The organism is Nakamurella flava (assembly GCF_005298075.1).
GTDB classification, from domain to species: Bacteria; Actinomycetota; Actinomycetes; order Mycobacteriales; family Nakamurellaceae; genus Nakamurella; species Nakamurella flava.
On record NZ_SZZH01000003.1, the window covers coordinates 219,525 to 235,997 of the forward strand.

Below are 16,473 nucleotides of genomic sequence, written 5' to 3' on the forward strand. Positions count from 1 at the left end.
GGCTACCGTCGGCGGCGTGTGCGACGAACCCGCCCCCCGCCCCGCCGCCACGGTGGTCGTCCTGCGACCGGCCGCCGCCGACCCGACGGTGCCCGGGTTCGAGGTGTTCGTGCTGCGCCGGGTCGCGTCCATGCAGTTCGCGCCGTCCATGACCGTCTTCCCCGGGGGTGGGGTCGATCCGTCCGACGCCGGTCCCGTGCCCTGGCAGGGTCCACCGCCGGCGTGGTTCGCCCGGCGTCTGGGACTGTCCGGGCCGGGTGCGGTCGACCTGGCCCATCGGCTGGTCGTGGCGGCCGTGCGGGAGCTGTACGAGGAGACCGGGCTGCTGCTGGCCGCACCGGCCGGCGCTCGGCGGCCCGCCCCCGAACCGGACGGGGCGCTGGCCCGGTTGCTCACCGAGCAGGGCCGGGTGCTGTGCGCGGACGCGCTCCGGCCGTGGGCGAACTGGGTCACCCCCCGGGGCCGCTCCCGGCGGTACGACACGGCGTTCTTCGTCACCGCCCTCCCGGACGGTGACGACCTGCGCTTGACGACGACCGAGGCCGACGAGGGTTTCTGGGCCACCCCCGCCGCGCTCCTGGCCGCCGACGGGGCCGGTAGCGTCCGCCTCATGCCGCCGACCCGCGCCGTGCTGACCGACCTGGCCGCCCACTCGACCGTTGCCGGGGTGCTCGCGGCCGAGCCGGTGATCGTCCCGTGGACCCGCGACGAGAGCGGGGCGGTCGTGCCGTACGTGCCCGCCGGCGCGGGGTCGTGATGGCCACCGACCTGCCCGCCGGGGTCGACCTGTTCCTGGCCCCGAACCCCGGACCGATGACCCTCGACGGCACGAACACCTGGCGCATCACGAGCCACGACGCCCCCGGGGCCCCCGCCGTGGTGATCGACCCCGGCCCCGACGACGAGCCGCACCTGCGGCAGGTCGCGGCGGCCGGTCCGGTCGGGCTGATCGTCGTCACCCACCGGCACCGGGACCACACGGCCGGGGCCGCCCGTCTCGCCGAGTTGACCGGCGCCCCGGTCCGTGGTGCCGACCCGGTCGAGTGCGTCGACGGCCCGCCGCTGGCCGACGGAGAACGCCTGGTCGATCGTCTTCAGGTCGTGCTCACTCCCGGCCACACCACCGACTCGGTGTGCCTGCGGCTGCTCGACTCCGCCGGCGCCACCGTCGCCGTGTTCACCGGGGACACCATCCTGGGGCGGGGGACCACCGTCATCGCCCACCCGGACGGCGCCCTCGGCCCCTACCTGGATTCGTTGCGGCGCCTGGCGGACATCGGTGCGGTGCCGGTGCTGCCGGGTCACGGGCCGGTCCGGCCGAACCTGGCCGCGGTCTGCGCCGAATACCTCACCCATCGCACCCAGCGCCTGGACCAGGTGCGGGCCGTGTTGCAGGAGATCGGCCCGACGGCGACGGTCGCCCAGGTGACCGACGTGGTCTACGACTTCCTCGACCCTGACGACGCCACCCTGCGCGGGGCGGCGGAACGGTCGGTGGCGGCCCAGCTCGACCACCTGCGCGGCGCCCCGTCGTGAGCGGTTCCCTCAGAGGGGCCGGGTTGGCCGCCGCCGTCGACCTCCTGACCTGCCCGCACTGCCGCGCCCCGCTGGCCGTGGTGCAGGCCGGCCGGGTGCTCGGGTGTTCGGCCGGCCACCGCTTCGACATCGCCCGGCAGGGCTACGTCAGCCTGCTCGGGCCGCGGGCGCGCACCGACACTGGGGACACCGCGGCGATGGTCACGGCCCGGGAACGGTTCCTCGGCCGCGGGCACTACGCCCCGGTGACGACGGTGCTGGCCGAGCAGGCCGCCCCGGTCGGTCCGGTGGTGGAGATCGGGGCCGGGCCGGGGCATCACCTGCGCGGCGTCCTGGACGCCCGCCGCGGTCCGGACGGGGAGTCGCCGATCGGGGTGGCCCTGGATTCCTCCGCGGCGGCTGCGCGGCGGTCCGCGTCCGACCCGCGGGTCGCGTCCGTCGTCGCCGACGCGTGGTCGCCGCTACCGGTGGTGGACGCCGGCGTCGCCGTGGCGCTCAGCGTGTTCGCGCCGCGGGACGTCGAGGAGATCACCCGCATCCTGCGGCCGGGCGGCCGGCTGGTGGCGGTGACCCCCGAGCCCGGTCACCTGGCCGAACTGCGGGACGTCGTGCCGCTGCTCGCGGTGGACGCCGGCAAGTCGGAGCGGCTGGCCGACGCGTTCGCCGGGCGGTTGGAGCTGATCGAGCGCATCGAGGTGACCGCCGACCTGGCGCTGACCCCGGCGGACGTCGCCGACGTCGTCGGCATGGGGCCGAACGCCCACCACCTGGACGCGGCCGCCCTGGCCGCCGTCGCCGACGGGCTGCCGGAGCGGACCCCGACCCGGCTCGCGGTGACGGTCACCGTGCTGCGGAAACCGACCTGATCCGCGTCAGCGGGCGCGGCGGGCCAGCCGTTCGGCGTCGAGCAGCACGACGCTCTTGCCCTCCAGGCGCAGCCACCCGCGCTGACCGAAGTCGGCCAGGGCCTTGTTGACGGTCTCCCGGGAGGCGCCGACCAGCTGGGCCAGCTCCTCCTGGGTGAGGTCGTGGGTGACGCGGAGGTAGCCGCCCTCCTGCTGACCGAACTGGCGGGCCAGCTGCAGCAGGGCCTTGGCGACGCGGCCGGGGACGTCGGTGAAGATCAGGTCGGCCAGCGCGTTGTTGGTGCGGCGCAGCCGGCGGGCGAGCACCCGCAGCAACTGCTCGGCGATCTCCGGGCGCTTGGTGATCCATTCGCGCAACGCGGTGCGGTCCATGGTCGCCAGGCGGACGTCGGTGACCGCGGTGGCGGTCGACGTGCGGGGACCCGGGTCGAAGACGGTCAGCTCGCCGAACATGTCGGACGGACCCATGACGGCGAGCAGGTTCTCGCGGCCGTCGGGGGAGTGCCGGCCGAGCTTCACCTTGCCGGACAGGATGATGTACAGCCGATCGCCGAGCTCACCCTCGGCGAAGATGGCGCTGCCGCGCGGGTAATCGACGGTCTCCAGGGTGGATCCGAGCGCCGCAGCGGCCTCGGGGTCAACACCTTGGAAGATGCCGGCTCTGCCCAGCGTTTCCTCCACCGACATCCTCCTGATCGCCGCGCCACCGGGTGATCCCGGTGCGCCTGCCCTTCTCCGGCCGACTCTCGCCCGGACCACTGCGTGCTCCCAGAACGCCGAACGTCTGGGGAGACGACCGTACGCGTGAGACGCAGGGCACAGTCTAGGGGGGAGGTAGCAGTGTGTGCTCGGAAGCCCTCGGCCTGCAGGCGGCGAGCCGGGGGTGCCGGGGAGTTGCGGCCCGGGTCAGGCCTGCGGGTCGGGGGTGTCCGACGTCGGAGCGGCAGACTGGGTCACGGTCGGCGCGCCCTTGGCGCGGCCCGCACCGCGACGGCGGAAGCGCGGCCGGCGACGCAGCCGGAACTTGTCGAAGGCGCGGGTCCAGCCCTCGCGCATGAGGGTGTTGACCTCTTCCGGTCGGGCCTCGTCCAGGAACTGCTGGACATCGGCCTCGCTGACGGTGCGCGTCTTCAGCCTGTTCTCCACCCGTTCCATGAACAGGGCGAACAGCATCAGCAGGATGGGGATCAGCACCACCAGGAAGACCGCCATGATGCGTTCCATCATGCCTCACACGTCCCTGTGGCAACCTGGCTTTCGTGCAGATCGGCGTGGCGGCGAGAACAGCTCCGGGGGCGGCCCCGGCCCGGGTGCGCCGGGCGAGCGTCCCGGCCACCCCATTGGCCCGTACCCGGCGGGCCCGCCGGCTGGCCGCGGAACTGGCCGTCGGCTACCCCGACGCCGTCATCGAACTCGACTTCACCACCCCGCTCGAACTGGCCGTCGCGACCATCCTGTCGGCCCAGTGCACCGACGTCCGGGTCAACCAGACGACGCCCCCGCTCTTCGCCCGGTACCGCACCGCCGCCGACTACGCGGCCGCCGACCGGGCCGAGCTCGAGGAGCTGATCCGGCCGACTGGTTTCTTCCGGAACAAGGCGACCTCGCTCATCGGCCTCGGCCAGGCGCTGGTCGAGCGGTACGACGGCGAGGTGCCCGCGACCATGGCCGACCTGGTGAGCCTGCCCGGGTTCGGCCGTAAGACCGCCAACGTCGTCCTGGGGAACGCCTTTGGTCTCCCCGGCCTGCCGGTGGACACCCACGTGCAGCGCCTGGTCAAGCGGTGGGGTCTGAGCACGCAGACCGACCCGGTCAAGATCGAGACCGAGCTGACCGGCATGCTCCCGGCCCGCGACTGGACGATGTTCTCGCACCGGACGATCTACCACGGTCGCCGCGTGTGCAACGCCAAGCGCCCCGCCTGCGGGGCCTGCTTCCTGGCCGCCCTGTGCCCGTCGTACGGGGCCGGCCCCACCGATCCCGAGATCGCCGCCGGCCTGATCACCGGGGCCGAGAAGCCGCACCTGCTGGCCCTGGTCGGGCTCGGGCCCGACGATCCGGTCGACGACGACGGCGGCGACTCCGGCCCGGGGTCGGGAACACCCACCGGATGAGACCGACCGCTGTGGGCCGCCCGACCGCCCCGGATCGGCTGGGCCGCCGACTCCTCCCCGACGCCGATCTCCCCGACTGGCTGCACCCCCTCGTCCACCGCATCGACGGTGCCGAGCTGGACAGCCCGCTCGCGGCACTGCTGGACCTGGCCACCGCGGACGCCCGGGCCAGCGCCGTGCTGATGCTGTTCGCGGAGGGCCCGCACGGCCCGGACCTGTTGCTCACCGGCCGGTCGGCGACGCTGCGCTCGCACGCCGGGCAGCCCGCCTTCCCCGGCGGGCGCGGTGAGCCCGGCGAGGACGACGTGACCACCGCCCTGCGCGAGGCCCAGGAGGAGACCGGGTTGGACCCGACCTCCGTCCGGCCGGCGGCCCTGCTGCCGCACGTGTACCTCCCCCCGTCCCGGCACCTGGTCCGCCCCGTGCTGGCCTGGTGGGCGGAGCCGGGGCCGGTGAGCGCGGTCGACCCCGCGGAGACCGCGCTCGTCGCCCGGGTGCCGATCAGTGAGCTCGTCGACCCGGCCCACCGGGGTGTCGTCACCCTGCGGTCGGGGCACCGTGGACCCGCCTTCGACGTCGCCGACCTGCTGGTCTGGGGCTTCACGGGTGCGCTGGTCGACGTGCTGCTCACCCTGGGCGGCTGGGCCGTGCCCTGGGACACCGCACGAGTGCTGCCCCTGGCGGTGGAAGGCTGATGGACCTGTCCTCGATGCTGCAGTCGATCAACGCGATCGACGTCCTGGTCGTCCTGCTGGTGATCGCCGCCGCGATCTCCGGCTTCCGGCAGGGACTCATCACCGCCCTGTTCACCCTGGTTGGCGCGGTCGCCGGCGCGGTCGGCGCGGTCAAGCTGGCCCCGCTGGCGATGGACCTGGTCACCGATTCGACGGCCAAGATCGCGCTCGGGATCGCCTGCGTGATCGTCGGGGTCGGCATCGGAGAGGTCGTCGGCTCGCTGCTCGGCCGGGCGATCTCCTCGCGGATCAGCTGGCGGCCCGCGCAGGCCGTCGACCGGACGCTCGGCATCTTCGGCTACAGCCTCGCCGTGCTGCTGGTCATCTGGATGGTCGCGGTCCCGCTGGCCTCCGTGCCGTGGCCCTGGCTGTCGTCGACCATCCGGTCGTCCACCGTGCTCGGCGAGGTCGACAAGGTGATGCCGGACCAGGCCCGCGACCTGTCCTCCGGGCTCCGGCAGGTCTTCAACGACTCCGGGTTCCCGGCGATCCTCGACCCGCTCGCGCCCACCCCGGGAACCACCGAGGTCGCGGCGCCCGACGCCGCCGCCACCGACAACCCGGCCATCGCCGCGGCCGCGCCGTCGATCCTGAAGGTGCGGGCCGTCTCCGAGTCCTGCTCGCGGCGGATGGAGGGCACCGGGTTCGTCATCGGCCCGAACAAGATCATGACCAACGCGCACGTGGTCGCCGGGTCGGCGCGCGCCGGGGTGGAGGTCGACGGGACCGTCCTGACCGGCTCCGTCGTCGTGTACGACCCGAACCTGGACATCGCCGTGCTAGACGTGCCCGACCTGAGCCCGGACATCCCGGCTTTGACGTTCGCCTCGTCCGCCGCGCCCGCCGGGGCCGACGCCGTGGTGGCCGGCTACCCGCTGGACGGCCCGTACACGCTGAGCCCCGCCCGCGTCCGCACCGTCATCGACCTGCGCGGACCGAACATCTACTCCTCCAGCACGGTGACGCGCGAGGTCTACACCATCCGGGCGCAGGTCCGGCCGGGCAACTCCGGCGGACCGCTGCTCGCCTCCGACGGCACCGTGCTCGGCGTCATCTTCGGCGGGGCCATCGACTCGGAGGACGTGGGCTTCGCGCTGACCGCCGATCAGGTCGCCGACATCCTGCAGGAGGGCCTGCAGGACGACACCCCGACCTCCACGCAGGTCTGCACCGCGGCCTGAGCGCCGTCAGCGGTGGGCGCGGGCGGCCAGTCCGGCGATCAGCTCCGTGGTGAGCTCGGGGGCCTCCTCGGCCGGGTAGTGCCCGACCCCGCGCACGGTCGACAACGTGTACCAGCCCCGGCACATCTCGCGGGTCGGGGCCAGCGAGTCCGGCGGGGTGAACCGGTCGGCGTCGCCGACGAGGTGCAGGACGGGCAGCGTCAGGGGCTGGGCGATGGCGTCCCGGTGCCGGTGGCCGTCGGCCCGCCAGGGGGAGCGGGCCATCCACCGCAGGTGCTCGACGGCCCCGTGCGCGGCCCCGGGGATGCGGATCGCCGCGCGCATCTGCTCGACCGTCACCCGGAAGTCCCGCGACCCCCGCCACGCCGGCCCGGAGAACGACCGGACGATGCGCTCCAGCAGGGCCGCCCGGCCACTCAGCAGGTGCCGTTCGGGCCAGACGGGAGTGCCGGCCCACGTGACGAGCCGGCGGGCCCGGTCGGCGGGCCAGGGCCGCCCGATCTTCGCCATACGCAGTGGATGCGGGGCGCCCAGCACGACGAGGCCGGCCACCTGGTCCGGGTGCATGGCGGCGGTGTTGAAGGCGGTGATCCCGCCGAAGCCCTGACCGACCAGGATCGCCTGCCGCTCACCGAGCGCCCGGATCAGCCCCGACAGGTCGGCGGCCAGGCAGAACGCGTCGTACCCGCGGGGCGCCTTGTCGGTGTCGCCGTACCCGCGCAGGTCCGGGGCGACGACCCGGTAGCCCGCCGCGGCCAGGCCGGGGAGCTGGTAGCGCCACGACCGCCAGTACTGACCGAAGTCGTGGACGAGGACGATGAGCGGACCGCTACCCTGCTCGGCCAGGTGGAAGCGGATGCCGTTGGCGCTGACGTCCCGGTGCTGCCAGGGACCCTGGTTGACGGCGCCTACACGGACGACCGCACCCGATCCGGTGGGGGAACGGTCAGCGCCCGCCGACCCGCCCCCCGCCGGGCCGGGCGCCGACTGGAACAGGGCGCGCCCCGGTCAGACGGCGGCCGGGCCGCTGTGCGTGGCCGCCGACTTGAGCGTCTGGGCGGTCTGCTCCAGCGACGCGATGGTCTTCTCCGGCTTGCGGACCTTCTTGACCTTGCGCAGGCCCAGGAAGGCGAAGGCGGCGGCCAGCACCACCATCAGTGCGAACACGATGGTGAAGGAGGCCCAGCGGGGCAGCCAGATCGCCAGGATCTCGCCGAGCATGAAGAAGAAGAAGAACAGCGAGAAGGCGCCGATGACCCCGGCGGCGGCGAAGAACACCGCACCGGTCGCGCCCTGCTTGACGCTGCTGGTGACCTCCAGCTTGGCCAGCTCGATCTCCGAGCGGACCAGCGTGGACATGTGGGTGGTGACGTCCTTGACGAGCTCACCCATCGAGCCGTTGCGGTTGACGTCCGGCTCGAGCACGAGCGGGATCGATGCCTGCGGCGTCCCCGGGACGACGTACTGCTGGGGTTTGCCGTTGGTGATCGTCACGACCGGTCCTCCGTGGTGTTGCGGGGCTGAGCGGGGCGCCCGGCGCCGACGCAGGTTTCGTCGGCGCCGCTGGGGATGCGCGCACGTCGGCAGCGTTCCCGACCGCCGGACGGCCCAATCCTCCCATGCCCGACGAAGCGGTCCGGCGGCACCGTCCCGCCGCATCGGCCGGGTGCCCGGGTTCTACTGGCCGAGCAGCCAGCGGCCCGGCTCGGCCAGGGCCGCCGCCTCGGCCGGACCCCAGCTGCCCTGCTCGTACGGCTTGACCGGGGGGCGGTCGTCGAGCACCGGCTCGATAACCTCCCACGTGTGGGCCAGGCCGTCGGGGCGGGTGAACAGCGACCGGTCGCCTTCCAGGACGTCATGGATGAGGCGGACGTACGGCGGCAGCGGATCGCCGTCGGGGATGTCGGCCAGCACGATCGACGCGTCGGTGGGCACCAGTTCGGTCCCGGCGCCCGGCTTCTTGACGATGAGCTCGATGTCCACCGAGCCGTTGCCCTTGAGCGTGAAGTTCAGGACGTCGCCCATGGTCGGGGTGGCGTCGGCCAGCGGCCCGTCGCTGGGGTCCTTGAGGATGAGGCTGACCCGCTGGGTCGACTCGGCCATCCGCTTGCCGGTACGCAGCAGGAATGGCACGCCGCGCCAGCGATCGTTGTCGACCCAGAGCCGGGCGGCGACGAACGTGTCGGTGGTCGAGTCCTTCTCGATGCCCTCGACATCGGTGTAACCGTCGTACTGGCCGAGGACGACCTCGGCCGGGTCGAGCGGCCGGAAACAGCCGATGACCTCCTCGCGGGCGGCCTGCAGATCGGCCGCCGCCATGCTGGCCGGCGGGTCCATCGCGACCTCGGCGGCGACCTGGAACAGGTGGGTGACCACCATGTCCAGCAGGGCGCCGGTGGCGTCGTAGAACTTCGCGCGGTCGTCGATGTCCAGGGTCTCCGGGGCGTCGATCTGCACCGACGCGACGTGCTCGGCCGACCAGACCGAGTGGATGAGGCGGTTGGCGAACCGGACGACGTGCAGGTTCTGGGTCGCTTCCTTCCCCAGGAAGTGGTCGATCCGGTAGACCTGCTCCTCGTCCAGCACCTGGTGGACGGCCTTGTCGAGGTCCTTGAACCCCTGGGGCGAGGTGCCGAACGGCTTCTCGTAGACCACCCGGGTGCCCTTGGCCAGGTCGTGCGCGCCCAGGGCCTGGGTGGTCTCGATGAACGCCGACGGCGGCAGGGCCAGGTAGTGGATGAGCTGCACGTTTGCGGCGCCGTCGGACCCGCCCAGTTCTTCCCGGGCCTTGTTCACCACGTCGACCAGCTGGCCGGGATCGTCCGGCGTGAACCCGCCGCCGGCGAAGCGCAGCCGCGAGCTGAAGTCGTCCCACGGGCCCTCGTCCGGGTGCGGGCCGAACTCGGTGAGCACGTCCTTGACGTGGTCGCGGAAGTCGTCGTCGGTGCGGTCGCTGCGGCTGTCGCCGATGAGCAGATAGTTCTCCGGCAGAAGCTTCTGCTGGGCCAGCGTGAAGAACGCCGGCAGCACCATGCGCTTGGCCAGGTCGCCGGTGGCGCCGAAGAGGACGAAGACGACCGGGTCACCCGAAGAGGTCATGCGCGCACGGTAGCCGAGCGGGTCGGGGTGTAAACGGGAGCGGCGGGGTTCTTCGCCTGGGCGGATGACGACTCATTCGAGGGTGCGGCCGGCGGGGGGACCGGCGGGCGCGGAGCGGGCCGTCATCAGCACCGCGATCGCCACCGCCCACACCAGGGCGGACCATGGCGCGGCCGTCGGGATCTCGAGATGTGCCGCGCGGGCGGCCGCCCAGATCACCAGGCCGGCGGTCGGGACGGCGAGCACGACGCCCACCGCGGTCGGCAGCAGGACGGCGGCGGCCAGTTCGGATCGACGCCGGGGTCCGAGCCGGTCGGCGGCCAGCACCGTGCCGGCGACCAGGAACAGCCCGACCGCCGGGACGGCGACCCACAGCCCGGTCCGGGCGGTGGCCACCAGACCGGCCCCCGCGTCGTCGGAGTGGACCACCGCCAGCAGCACGAACACGGCCGTGAGCAGACCGGCGGCGGCCCCGAACGGGCGGCTCAGTACGCGCCGTTCCCGGGGGTCACCGACGACGCCCGGTCGGTCGACCAGCACGTCGACCGACCACGGCACCAGCACGGCCACCGCGCCGAGGACGGCGAGCAGCGCAAGCGTCATCGTGCCCAGGACCAGCCGTCCCGCGCCGCGGCTGTCGGCTCCGGCCGACCAGGCCAGGGCGAGGGTGATCGAGGCGGCCAGCAGGAAGGCGAGCTGCGCACCGAAGGGCCGCGGGGGCGCGTGCTCTTCCGCCGCCAGGTCGACCCGGTCGGGCAGGCGGGTCCCGACGCGGATCATCACGGCCCCGACCAGCATGACGACCAGCGCGGCCGCAGCCGACGGGACGGTGAGGTCGGACGGGAAGAAGGAGCTCGGCCCGAGCCGCAACTGACCGGCCCCGGCTCGGAGGGCCGCGAATCCGGCCGCGCCGAGGACCACCGTGACCAGGGCGAGGATCGCTCCGCGCACGGCGCCGACCCGTCGCCGCCGCGCAGTCGACACCCCGAGCAGCCGCAGGGCGACGGACTGCCGAACAGCCGTCACGCCGTCGAGCCGGGCCAGCAGGACCAGCAGGCCCACGGCCGTCAGCCCGGTGACCACGGACCCGGCGACCAGCAGCACGGTCGTCGGCCGGTCGGCCGGGTCGGCGCCTCTTCTTTCCCAGTTCGCCAGGCCGTGGCCCCACCCGGTGGCCGCGGTGCCCAGCAGCGGCCCGTCGGCCGTGGGTGCGGTGGGTGCGGCGGTGCCCCGGTAGAACCGCAGGTCGTCCGGCCCGAGCAGGCCGTCCGGGGCGATCTCCCCGATCACGGTGCCTTCCACCGCCGGCGGCCGGGCGGTGCCGTCGGCAAGGAGGTGGGCCAGCGCGGGGGAGACGACCAGCTCGCCGGGTCCGGGGAACCGGGTGACCCCCGGTGGGAGCGGTGTGCTCGATGGATCGGGGGCGAAGAGGTCCTCGCCGTGGACCGGGTGCCCGCCCATCGTCACCTCCCACCGCGCCGCGAAGAACTCGCCGCCGGCGACCGGGCGCCCCGTGGTCCACGACCACCCGTCCTGCACCGGGGCCGGGGTCACGGCCACCTCGCGGACCTGACGTGCCTGCACGGCCCCGGGGAACGCCGTGAGGAACAGCAGCACGGCCACGCAGCCGGCGATCCCGACCACGACCAGGGCGCACCGGAGCGTCCCGGCCCGGCCGCGGGGCACCGCCAGGCGCACGGCGAGGCGCACATCCTGCGGCATCCGGTCGAGCATCCGGCTGGAGCCGGGCGGCAGGTCGGTGACGTCGCTCATCGCCGGTGGCCGGTCAGCCGGTGCGCAGGTCGGTGACGTCCACGGTGCGGACGGCGAGCGCGGCGGCCAGCCAGGCGGCGAGCACGGTCACTGTCGTGGCGCCGAGAGCCAACGCGGCCGTGACCCCGATGCTCGGCAGATCGGTCGCCGGTCGACCCAGCCTGGTCAGGACCGCAGCCAACCCGTAGGCGACCGCGGTGGCGATCGGCACGACCGCTGCCGCACTGACCGCGGCCTCCACGACGAAGGACCGACGCAGCACTGTTCGTGGAACACCGGCGGCGAGGGCCAGGGCGACCGCGCGACGATTGCGGCTGACCTGGGCGAACGTCAACACCAGGAGACCGCCGAGGGCGGCCAGAACCGTCAGTCCGGCGGTGCCAGCCAGGCCGGTGCGGCCGACGACCAGCAGGTTGCCCCGCTCGCCGGTGGCTTCGGCGGTGCTGTCCACCTGGACGCGCCAACCCTGCGCCCCCAGTTCTGCGCGGAGCTGATCGGCCGTCGCGGGGGTGGCCGGTCCGAAGACGCGCAGGTCGATCGCCGCGGCCGCCGCGGGCAACGCCGCGAGGTCGCCGAGCGCCCCCGGCGTGACGAGGTAGTTGTAGAGACTGTTGCCCCGCAGCAGGCGGTCCGGTTCGACGGTGGCGGTCACCGGGGGCAGCGTCCACGACGCGCGGCCTTCGTCATCCGCGAAGCGGATGACCGTCCCGGCGGGCGGGTCGGCTGACGAGGCGCCGTCCTGGAGCTGCGTGTCCACCCGGTACACGTCGCCGTCACGGCAGTCCGGCCGTTCGGGGATGGCCCGGCAGGGCGCCACCATGATCTCGACGGTCTCCGACCGGTCGATGGAGCCGTCGGCCGAGGTGACGCTGCCGTTGCCGAACTCGCCCGGGAGGTAGAACCCGCCGGTGATCTGCTCCGATCCCGGCGCGGCGGCCAGCACGTCGACCACCCGGGCGCTGTCGCCCACCGTCAGGCCCGGCTGCGTGGGCTTGAGGTAGACCCGGTAGGCCGGAGCGGTGGACACCGACGTGGCGGTGCGGTCGGCAGCGACCAGGGCCAGTACCGCCTGCAGGGCGATGGCTCCGGCCAGGACCACGCCGATGCCCGCCACCGTGCCCGCCCGCGCCCGGGGGTCGGCAGTGATGCGGGCGGCGGCCAGGGTGCTCACCGGCCCCCTGCCCCGGACCACGCGACCCATGGCGGCCACGGCCGGACCAGCCAGCAGGGCCACCGACACCAGGGTCAGGGCCAGGCCCGCGCAGAGCGTCAGCAGCATCCGGTAGTTGGCGTACAGCCCGCCGTTCGTCAGACCCTGACCCAGGAGCAGCAGTCCGGCGACCAGGACCAGCAGTCCCGGCCACCAGCGCGGGGCCCGGTCGCCGGTTCGCCGGACGCGCGCCAGCTGGCGGGCCGTGGAGCCGCCGGAGCCGACTGCGCCGGCGACGGATGTGAGCAGACCGACGGCCAGGGCCGCACCGATGAGCATGGCCGGGGGAAGAGTCAGCGTGCGGGAGGACAGCGGTACCCCGTCCAGGGGAATCCCACGAACGGCCAGGCTGACCAGCGGAAAGGTGACTGCAGCCAGCGCGGCACCGGTCAGTCCGAGCAGGGTCGCCTCGCCCGCCGCGACCGCCCGGGTCGTGCTGGCGGGGACGCCGAGCAACCGCAGCGCGGCCAGTCGGCGCTCCCGTGCGGTTCCTCCGAGCCGGCCCAGCAGACCGATCAGCACCAGCAGCGGGGTGATGACCACGACCATTCCGGCCAGCAGCAGGATGCGCAGGGTCGCGCCCCGGTAGAGCTCCGGGGGGACCGAGTAGTCGCCCCAGCCCGTCGCCAGTTCGAAGGCCGAGCCGCCATCGGGTCCGAAGCCATTGGTGGTCGTACCGACGTAGGCCCGCAGTTCGTCGTCGTCCAGCAGGCCGTCGGTGCCGATGGATCCGACGATCGTCTGCGGGAAACGGGCGCGCAGATCGGCGCCGGCGGGTGTGGCCATCAGTGCGGCGAGCGCGGGCGACACCACGGCCTGGCCGGGCTCGGGTGCGCCGATCGTTCCGGGCGGCGGGGGGAGGGCGGCCGAGGAGCCGGCCGGTGGGGCGATGCGGACGACCGTCACCGGCTGCCCACGATAAGGCTGCGACTGGACGTCGACGAAGAAGCGCCCGGGGGTCTGCAGCAGCTCCGGGAGGGACGGGGAGGGCTGCGACGTGCTCGGGGGATCCGAGCGGGAGATCGCATACGCCGGGGTCAGCGCGGCTGATCGCGCGTCCCGCTGCCCGAGGGCGGAGAAGGCGGCGGCGGACAGTAGGACGACCGACACGGCCAGTGCGATGGCGACGACAGTGAGCAGCGCCCGCACCCGGTCGGCCAGGTCGCCTCCGGCGACGAACCGGGCGGCCAGACGCAGCGGCAACCAGGCGGAGGCCCGGCCGGTGGCGGGACGCGGGTGGCCGCCGGTGTCCGCACGGCGGTCCTGCGTCTGCTCGCTCACGCCGCCGACCGGGTCTCGGAGGTGCGGCCGTCCCGTACGACGATCTCGCGGTCGGAGTAGGCGGCGATGCGGGTGTCGTGGGTGATGAGGACGAGGGCGGCGTCGGTCTCCCGGACCGCTTCGACGAGCAGTCGCATCACCTGTTCGCCCTGCAGGCTGTCCAGGGCGCCGGTCGGTTCGTCGGCGAAGATCACCGCCGGGCGGTGGGCCAGGGCCCGGGCGACGGCGATCCGTTGGGCCTGCCCGCCGGACACCTGGCCAGGCCGCTGACCGGCGACGTCCGGCACGCCGAGCCGGTCCAGCCACGTCCGGGCGGTCTCGTCCGCGCTGCGACGGCCCTGTCCGAGCAGCCGCAACGGCAGGCTGACGTTCTCGAGGCAGGTCAGCTCGTCGATGAGCTGCCCGAACTGGAAGACGAAACCGAATTCCCGCAGCCGCAGGTCGGAGCGGCGGCGGTCGTCCAGGCCGGCCAGGTCGACGCCCCGGTAGTGCACGGACCCCGTCTTGGGCGGCAGGATCCCGGCCGCGCAGTGCAGCAGGGTCGACTTGCCGGATCCGGACGGTCCGAGCACGGCGAGCACCTCGCCGGCGTCGACGGTCAGGTCGGCGCCGCGCAGGGCGGGGGTGTTGCCGAAGAAGTAGGTCACGTCCCGGGCGGTCAGCAGGGCGCTCATCGGGCGACCTGCTCGCGCAGCTCGGCCAACCGGGCGGCGGTGAGGTCGAGCCACCGCAGGTCCGCCTCCAGGTGGAACAGGGCGTGGTCGCAGATGAGCTGGTCGGCCAGGTCGCCGGACTCCTTGCGGCGGGTGTACTGGCGCATGGCCGTCAGGTGTTCGCGCCGCTGCGCGTCCAGCACCTGGTCGGCGTTCCGGTCGGACAGCAGGGCCAACACCACCTTCGTGTACAGGGTGTTCTGCAGGTACTCGCTCGGCTTCTCCGGCGAGGTCAGCCACGCGTCGATGTCGCTGACCCCGGCGTCGGTGATGGCGTAGAGCTTGCGGTCCGGCCCCTCGCCCGCCGCCGTGCCCTCCGCCGTCACCAGACCGTTCTTCAGCAGCCGGGCCAGCGTCGCGTAGACCTGGCCATAGGCCAGCGGGCGGTCCGCCCGGAACAGATCGTCGTGCGCGCGCTTGAGGTCGTAACCGTGCCGCGGAGTGCTCTCCAGCAGGGCCAGGAGTGTTCGGGAGACCGACATGGCGCGACTATACACACGGTATCTACTCGCTGTGTAGACACGCGTGGTGCAGGTGTTCGCCCCGCTGCCGTCGGCGAGCCGGGCAACCTCCCGGCGCCGCATCTCGTATGTAGAGATGAAGGGGAGGTGGAGATGGCCGATCGCGCGACGTTCTCGACGCTGGTCCGCGACCGTGCGCCGGCCTGGCGACGCACGGCGTACCTGATTTGCGGGAACTGGGCCCAGGCCGAGGACCTCACGCAAAGCGTGCTGCTGCGGATGTACCTGAAGTGGCCGTCCATCGACCCGAACGGCATCGACGCCTACGCCCGGGTGGCCATCGCCCGGTTGGCCGTCGACGAGTCCCGGCGACCCCACCGACGCCGCGAGGTCAGCAGTGGACAACTGCCGGATCGCGGCGCCGACTACGCCTCTCCCGACGAGGCGATGGATGTGCGCCGGGCGCTGACGGGCCTGCCCCGGGGCCAGCGGGCCACGCTGGTCCTCCGCTACTACGCCGGCTTCTCGGTCGCCGAGACGGCCGCCGCCCTCGGCATCACCGAGGGCACCGTCAAATCACAGACCGCCAAGGGCATCGCCGCGCTGCGCGAACGACTGAGCGCCGCACCGGCGGGGGAGACCGAAGGGAGGGGACCACGATGACCGACGATCAGGAGGCCCGGGAGGCCGCGCGCTGGTTCGCGTCCGCGCTGTCGGACGAACCAGCCGGGGCGGTCGATGTGGACGCCGCAATACGGCAGGGGGACCGCCGGCTCCGGCAGCGCCGGATGTGGGCGGTCGGCGGGGTTGCTGCTGCGGTGACCGTGGGGGTCGTCGGGGTGGGGTTGGGCACGCGGTGGATCGGTGGGTCGACCGTCACGCCCGCGGCCGTGCCGGGGTGTTCGACGGTGGTGTCGACCGCGGCGCCGATCGGCGTGGACGGACCGCTGCTGCTCACGTCCCTCGCCCCGGGAGCGTCCAGCCCGTCCGAGCAGGGACCGGCCGGGGCGTCGGACGAATACCTGGTGCGCGCGCCGGCCGCGGTCATCGCCGCCCTGCCGACCGGGGTCGTCGAATACTCGCCGTCGCCGGGTCCGGATGACCACGGGGCCGACGGCGCGCCAGGCGGGCAGTTCTGGATGTCGAACGGAGAGGTGTCCACCACGATGCTGACGGTCCAGGACGCCGGTGGTACCCGGCAGGCCCGGCTCACGCTCGATTTGCAGGGCTACGGAGACGGCGCACCCCCGTCGTGCGCCGACTCGGTCATCCGCCGGGTTGTCTCTGATGACGGAACGGTCGTCGACGTCAGTCGGGAGGGAGCCGCGGGGCTTGTCGCGCACGCCTGGTTCCCCGACGGCAGCGCTGTCCGGCTCACTCTCGAGCCGTCGGACGCATCAGTGGGGCTGGACACCTCGAGCCTCCCGATGACCGACGAGCAGCTCGCCACCCTGGCGGCCACCCGCGCACTGTCGATGACCGGCTGAGTCGTCCCGCCGAGGCGC

The 16,473-nt window shown here is 73.6% G+C and carries 17 protein-coding genes; 8 read left to right on the forward strand and 9 right to left on the reverse strand.

The genetic code is table 11. The annotated features are described in order from the left end of the window. The first annotated feature begins 16 nt into the window (after positions 1-16). Genes FDO65_RS12770 through FDO65_RS12780 form a run of 3 tightly spaced genes read left to right on the forward strand, consistent with a single transcriptional unit; the run spans position 17 to position 2,402 of the window. The gene (locus FDO65_RS12770) at positions 17-757 is read left to right on the forward strand and encodes an NUDIX hydrolase (RefSeq protein ID WP_137450099.1); all 741 of its coding nucleotides are present in this window, start codon (positions 17-19) and stop codon (positions 755-757) included. Then, complete coding sequence (locus FDO65_RS12775) at positions 757-1,536, forward strand: MBL fold metallo-hydrolase (RefSeq protein ID WP_137450100.1); 780 nt, start codon at positions 757-759, stop codon at positions 1,534-1,536. Before FDO65_RS12770 ends, FDO65_RS12775 begins: the two co-directional genes overlap by 1 nt. Further along, the gene (locus tag FDO65_RS12780) at positions 1,533-2,402 is read left to right on the forward strand and encodes a putative RNA methyltransferase (protein WP_205850014.1); all 870 of its coding nucleotides are present in this window, start codon (positions 1,533-1,535) and stop codon (positions 2,400-2,402) included. The genes FDO65_RS12775 and FDO65_RS12780 overlap by 4 nt, the downstream gene beginning before the upstream one ends. 6 nt (positions 2,403-2,408) lie before the next feature. Here the strand turns inward: FDO65_RS12780 and FDO65_RS12785 are convergent, their stop codons facing one another. Further along, positions 2,409-3,083, reverse strand: coding sequence for a Crp/Fnr family transcriptional regulator (locus FDO65_RS12785; protein WP_137450101.1), 675 nt, complete (start codon positions 3,081-3,083; stop codon positions 2,409-2,411). 225 nt (positions 3,084-3,308) lie between these two features. Next, a complete protein-coding gene (locus FDO65_RS22825) occupies positions 3,309-3,629 on the reverse strand; it encodes a hypothetical protein (RefSeq protein ID WP_240757586.1) in 321 nt (106 codons plus the stop codon). 83 nt (positions 3,630-3,712) lie between these two features. Between FDO65_RS22825 and nth the strand changes: the two genes are divergently transcribed. Genes nth through FDO65_RS12805 form a run of 3 tightly spaced genes read left to right on the forward strand, consistent with a single transcriptional unit; the run spans position 3,713 to position 6,431 of the window. Next, positions 3,713-4,516 carry an endonuclease III gene (nth, locus tag FDO65_RS12795; protein WP_137450636.1) on the forward strand — a complete coding sequence of 268 codons (804 nt, stop codon included), beginning with the start codon at positions 3,713-3,715 and terminating at the stop codon, positions 4,514-4,516. Next, positions 4,513-5,211 (forward strand): NUDIX hydrolase, encoded by a 699-nt coding sequence (locus FDO65_RS12800; protein ID WP_137450102.1) that lies wholly within the window; start codon positions 4,513-4,515, stop codon positions 5,209-5,211. The genes nth and FDO65_RS12800 overlap by 4 nt, the downstream gene beginning before the upstream one ends. After that, entirely contained in the window at positions 5,211-6,431 is a 1,221-nt protein-coding gene (locus tag FDO65_RS12805; protein ID WP_137450103.1) for a MarP family serine protease, read from the forward strand. The genes FDO65_RS12800 and FDO65_RS12805 overlap by 1 nt, the downstream gene beginning before the upstream one ends. 6 nt (positions 6,432-6,437) lie before the next feature. On the opposite strand, the gene FDO65_RS12810 is transcribed toward FDO65_RS12805, so the two are convergent. The 7 genes from FDO65_RS12810 to FDO65_RS12840 form a co-directional block, all read right to left on the reverse strand. Further along, entirely contained in the window at positions 6,438-7,427 is a 990-nt protein-coding gene (locus FDO65_RS12810; protein ID WP_137450104.1) for an alpha/beta fold hydrolase, read from the reverse strand. 12 nt (positions 7,428-7,439) lie between these two features. Continuing rightward, positions 7,440-7,925, reverse strand: a complete 486-nt coding sequence (locus FDO65_RS22535) for a phage holin family protein (RefSeq protein ID WP_240757588.1) — start codon at positions 7,923-7,925, stop codon at positions 7,440-7,442. 183 nt (positions 7,926-8,108) lie between these two features. Continuing rightward, complete coding sequence (locus tag FDO65_RS12820; protein ID WP_137450105.1) at positions 8,109-9,530, reverse strand: glucose-6-phosphate dehydrogenase; 1,422 nt, start codon at positions 9,528-9,530, stop codon at positions 8,109-8,111. Positions 9,531-9,602: 72 nt separating this feature from the next. Continuing rightward, positions 9,603-11,303 carry a hypothetical protein gene (locus FDO65_RS12825; RefSeq protein WP_137450106.1) on the reverse strand — a complete coding sequence of 567 codons (1,701 nt, stop codon included), beginning with the start codon at positions 11,301-11,303 and terminating at the stop codon, positions 9,603-9,605. Between the two features lie 13 nt (positions 11,304-11,316). Beyond that, a complete protein-coding gene (locus FDO65_RS12830) occupies positions 11,317-13,794 on the reverse strand; it encodes an ABC transporter permease family protein (protein ID WP_137450107.1) in 2,478 nt (825 codons plus the stop codon). Continuing rightward, positions 13,791-14,468: an ABC transporter ATP-binding protein gene (locus FDO65_RS12835; RefSeq protein WP_137450108.1), complete on the reverse strand. Its 678-nt coding sequence runs from the start codon at positions 14,466-14,468 to the stop codon at positions 13,791-13,793. Before FDO65_RS12835 ends, FDO65_RS12830 begins: the two co-directional genes overlap by 4 nt. Beyond that, on the reverse strand, positions 14,465-14,989 hold the full coding sequence (locus tag FDO65_RS12840) for a PadR family transcriptional regulator (protein WP_137450109.1): 525 nt from the start codon (positions 14,987-14,989) through the stop codon (positions 14,465-14,467). Before FDO65_RS12840 ends, FDO65_RS12835 begins: the two co-directional genes overlap by 4 nt. Before the next feature lie 132 nt (positions 14,990-15,121). Here FDO65_RS12840 and FDO65_RS12845 point away from each other — a divergent pair, with 132 nt between their 5' ends. Together FDO65_RS12845 and FDO65_RS12850 are read left to right on the forward strand one after the other, a co-directional pair. Further along, entirely contained in the window at positions 15,122-15,631 is a 510-nt protein-coding gene (locus FDO65_RS12845; protein WP_137450110.1) for an RNA polymerase sigma factor, read from the forward strand. Next, positions 15,628-16,455, forward strand: a complete 828-nt coding sequence (locus FDO65_RS12850) for a hypothetical protein (RefSeq protein ID WP_137450111.1) — start codon at positions 15,628-15,630, stop codon at positions 16,453-16,455. The genes FDO65_RS12845 and FDO65_RS12850 overlap by 4 nt, the downstream gene beginning before the upstream one ends. Positions 16,456-16,473: the final 18 nt, after the last annotated feature.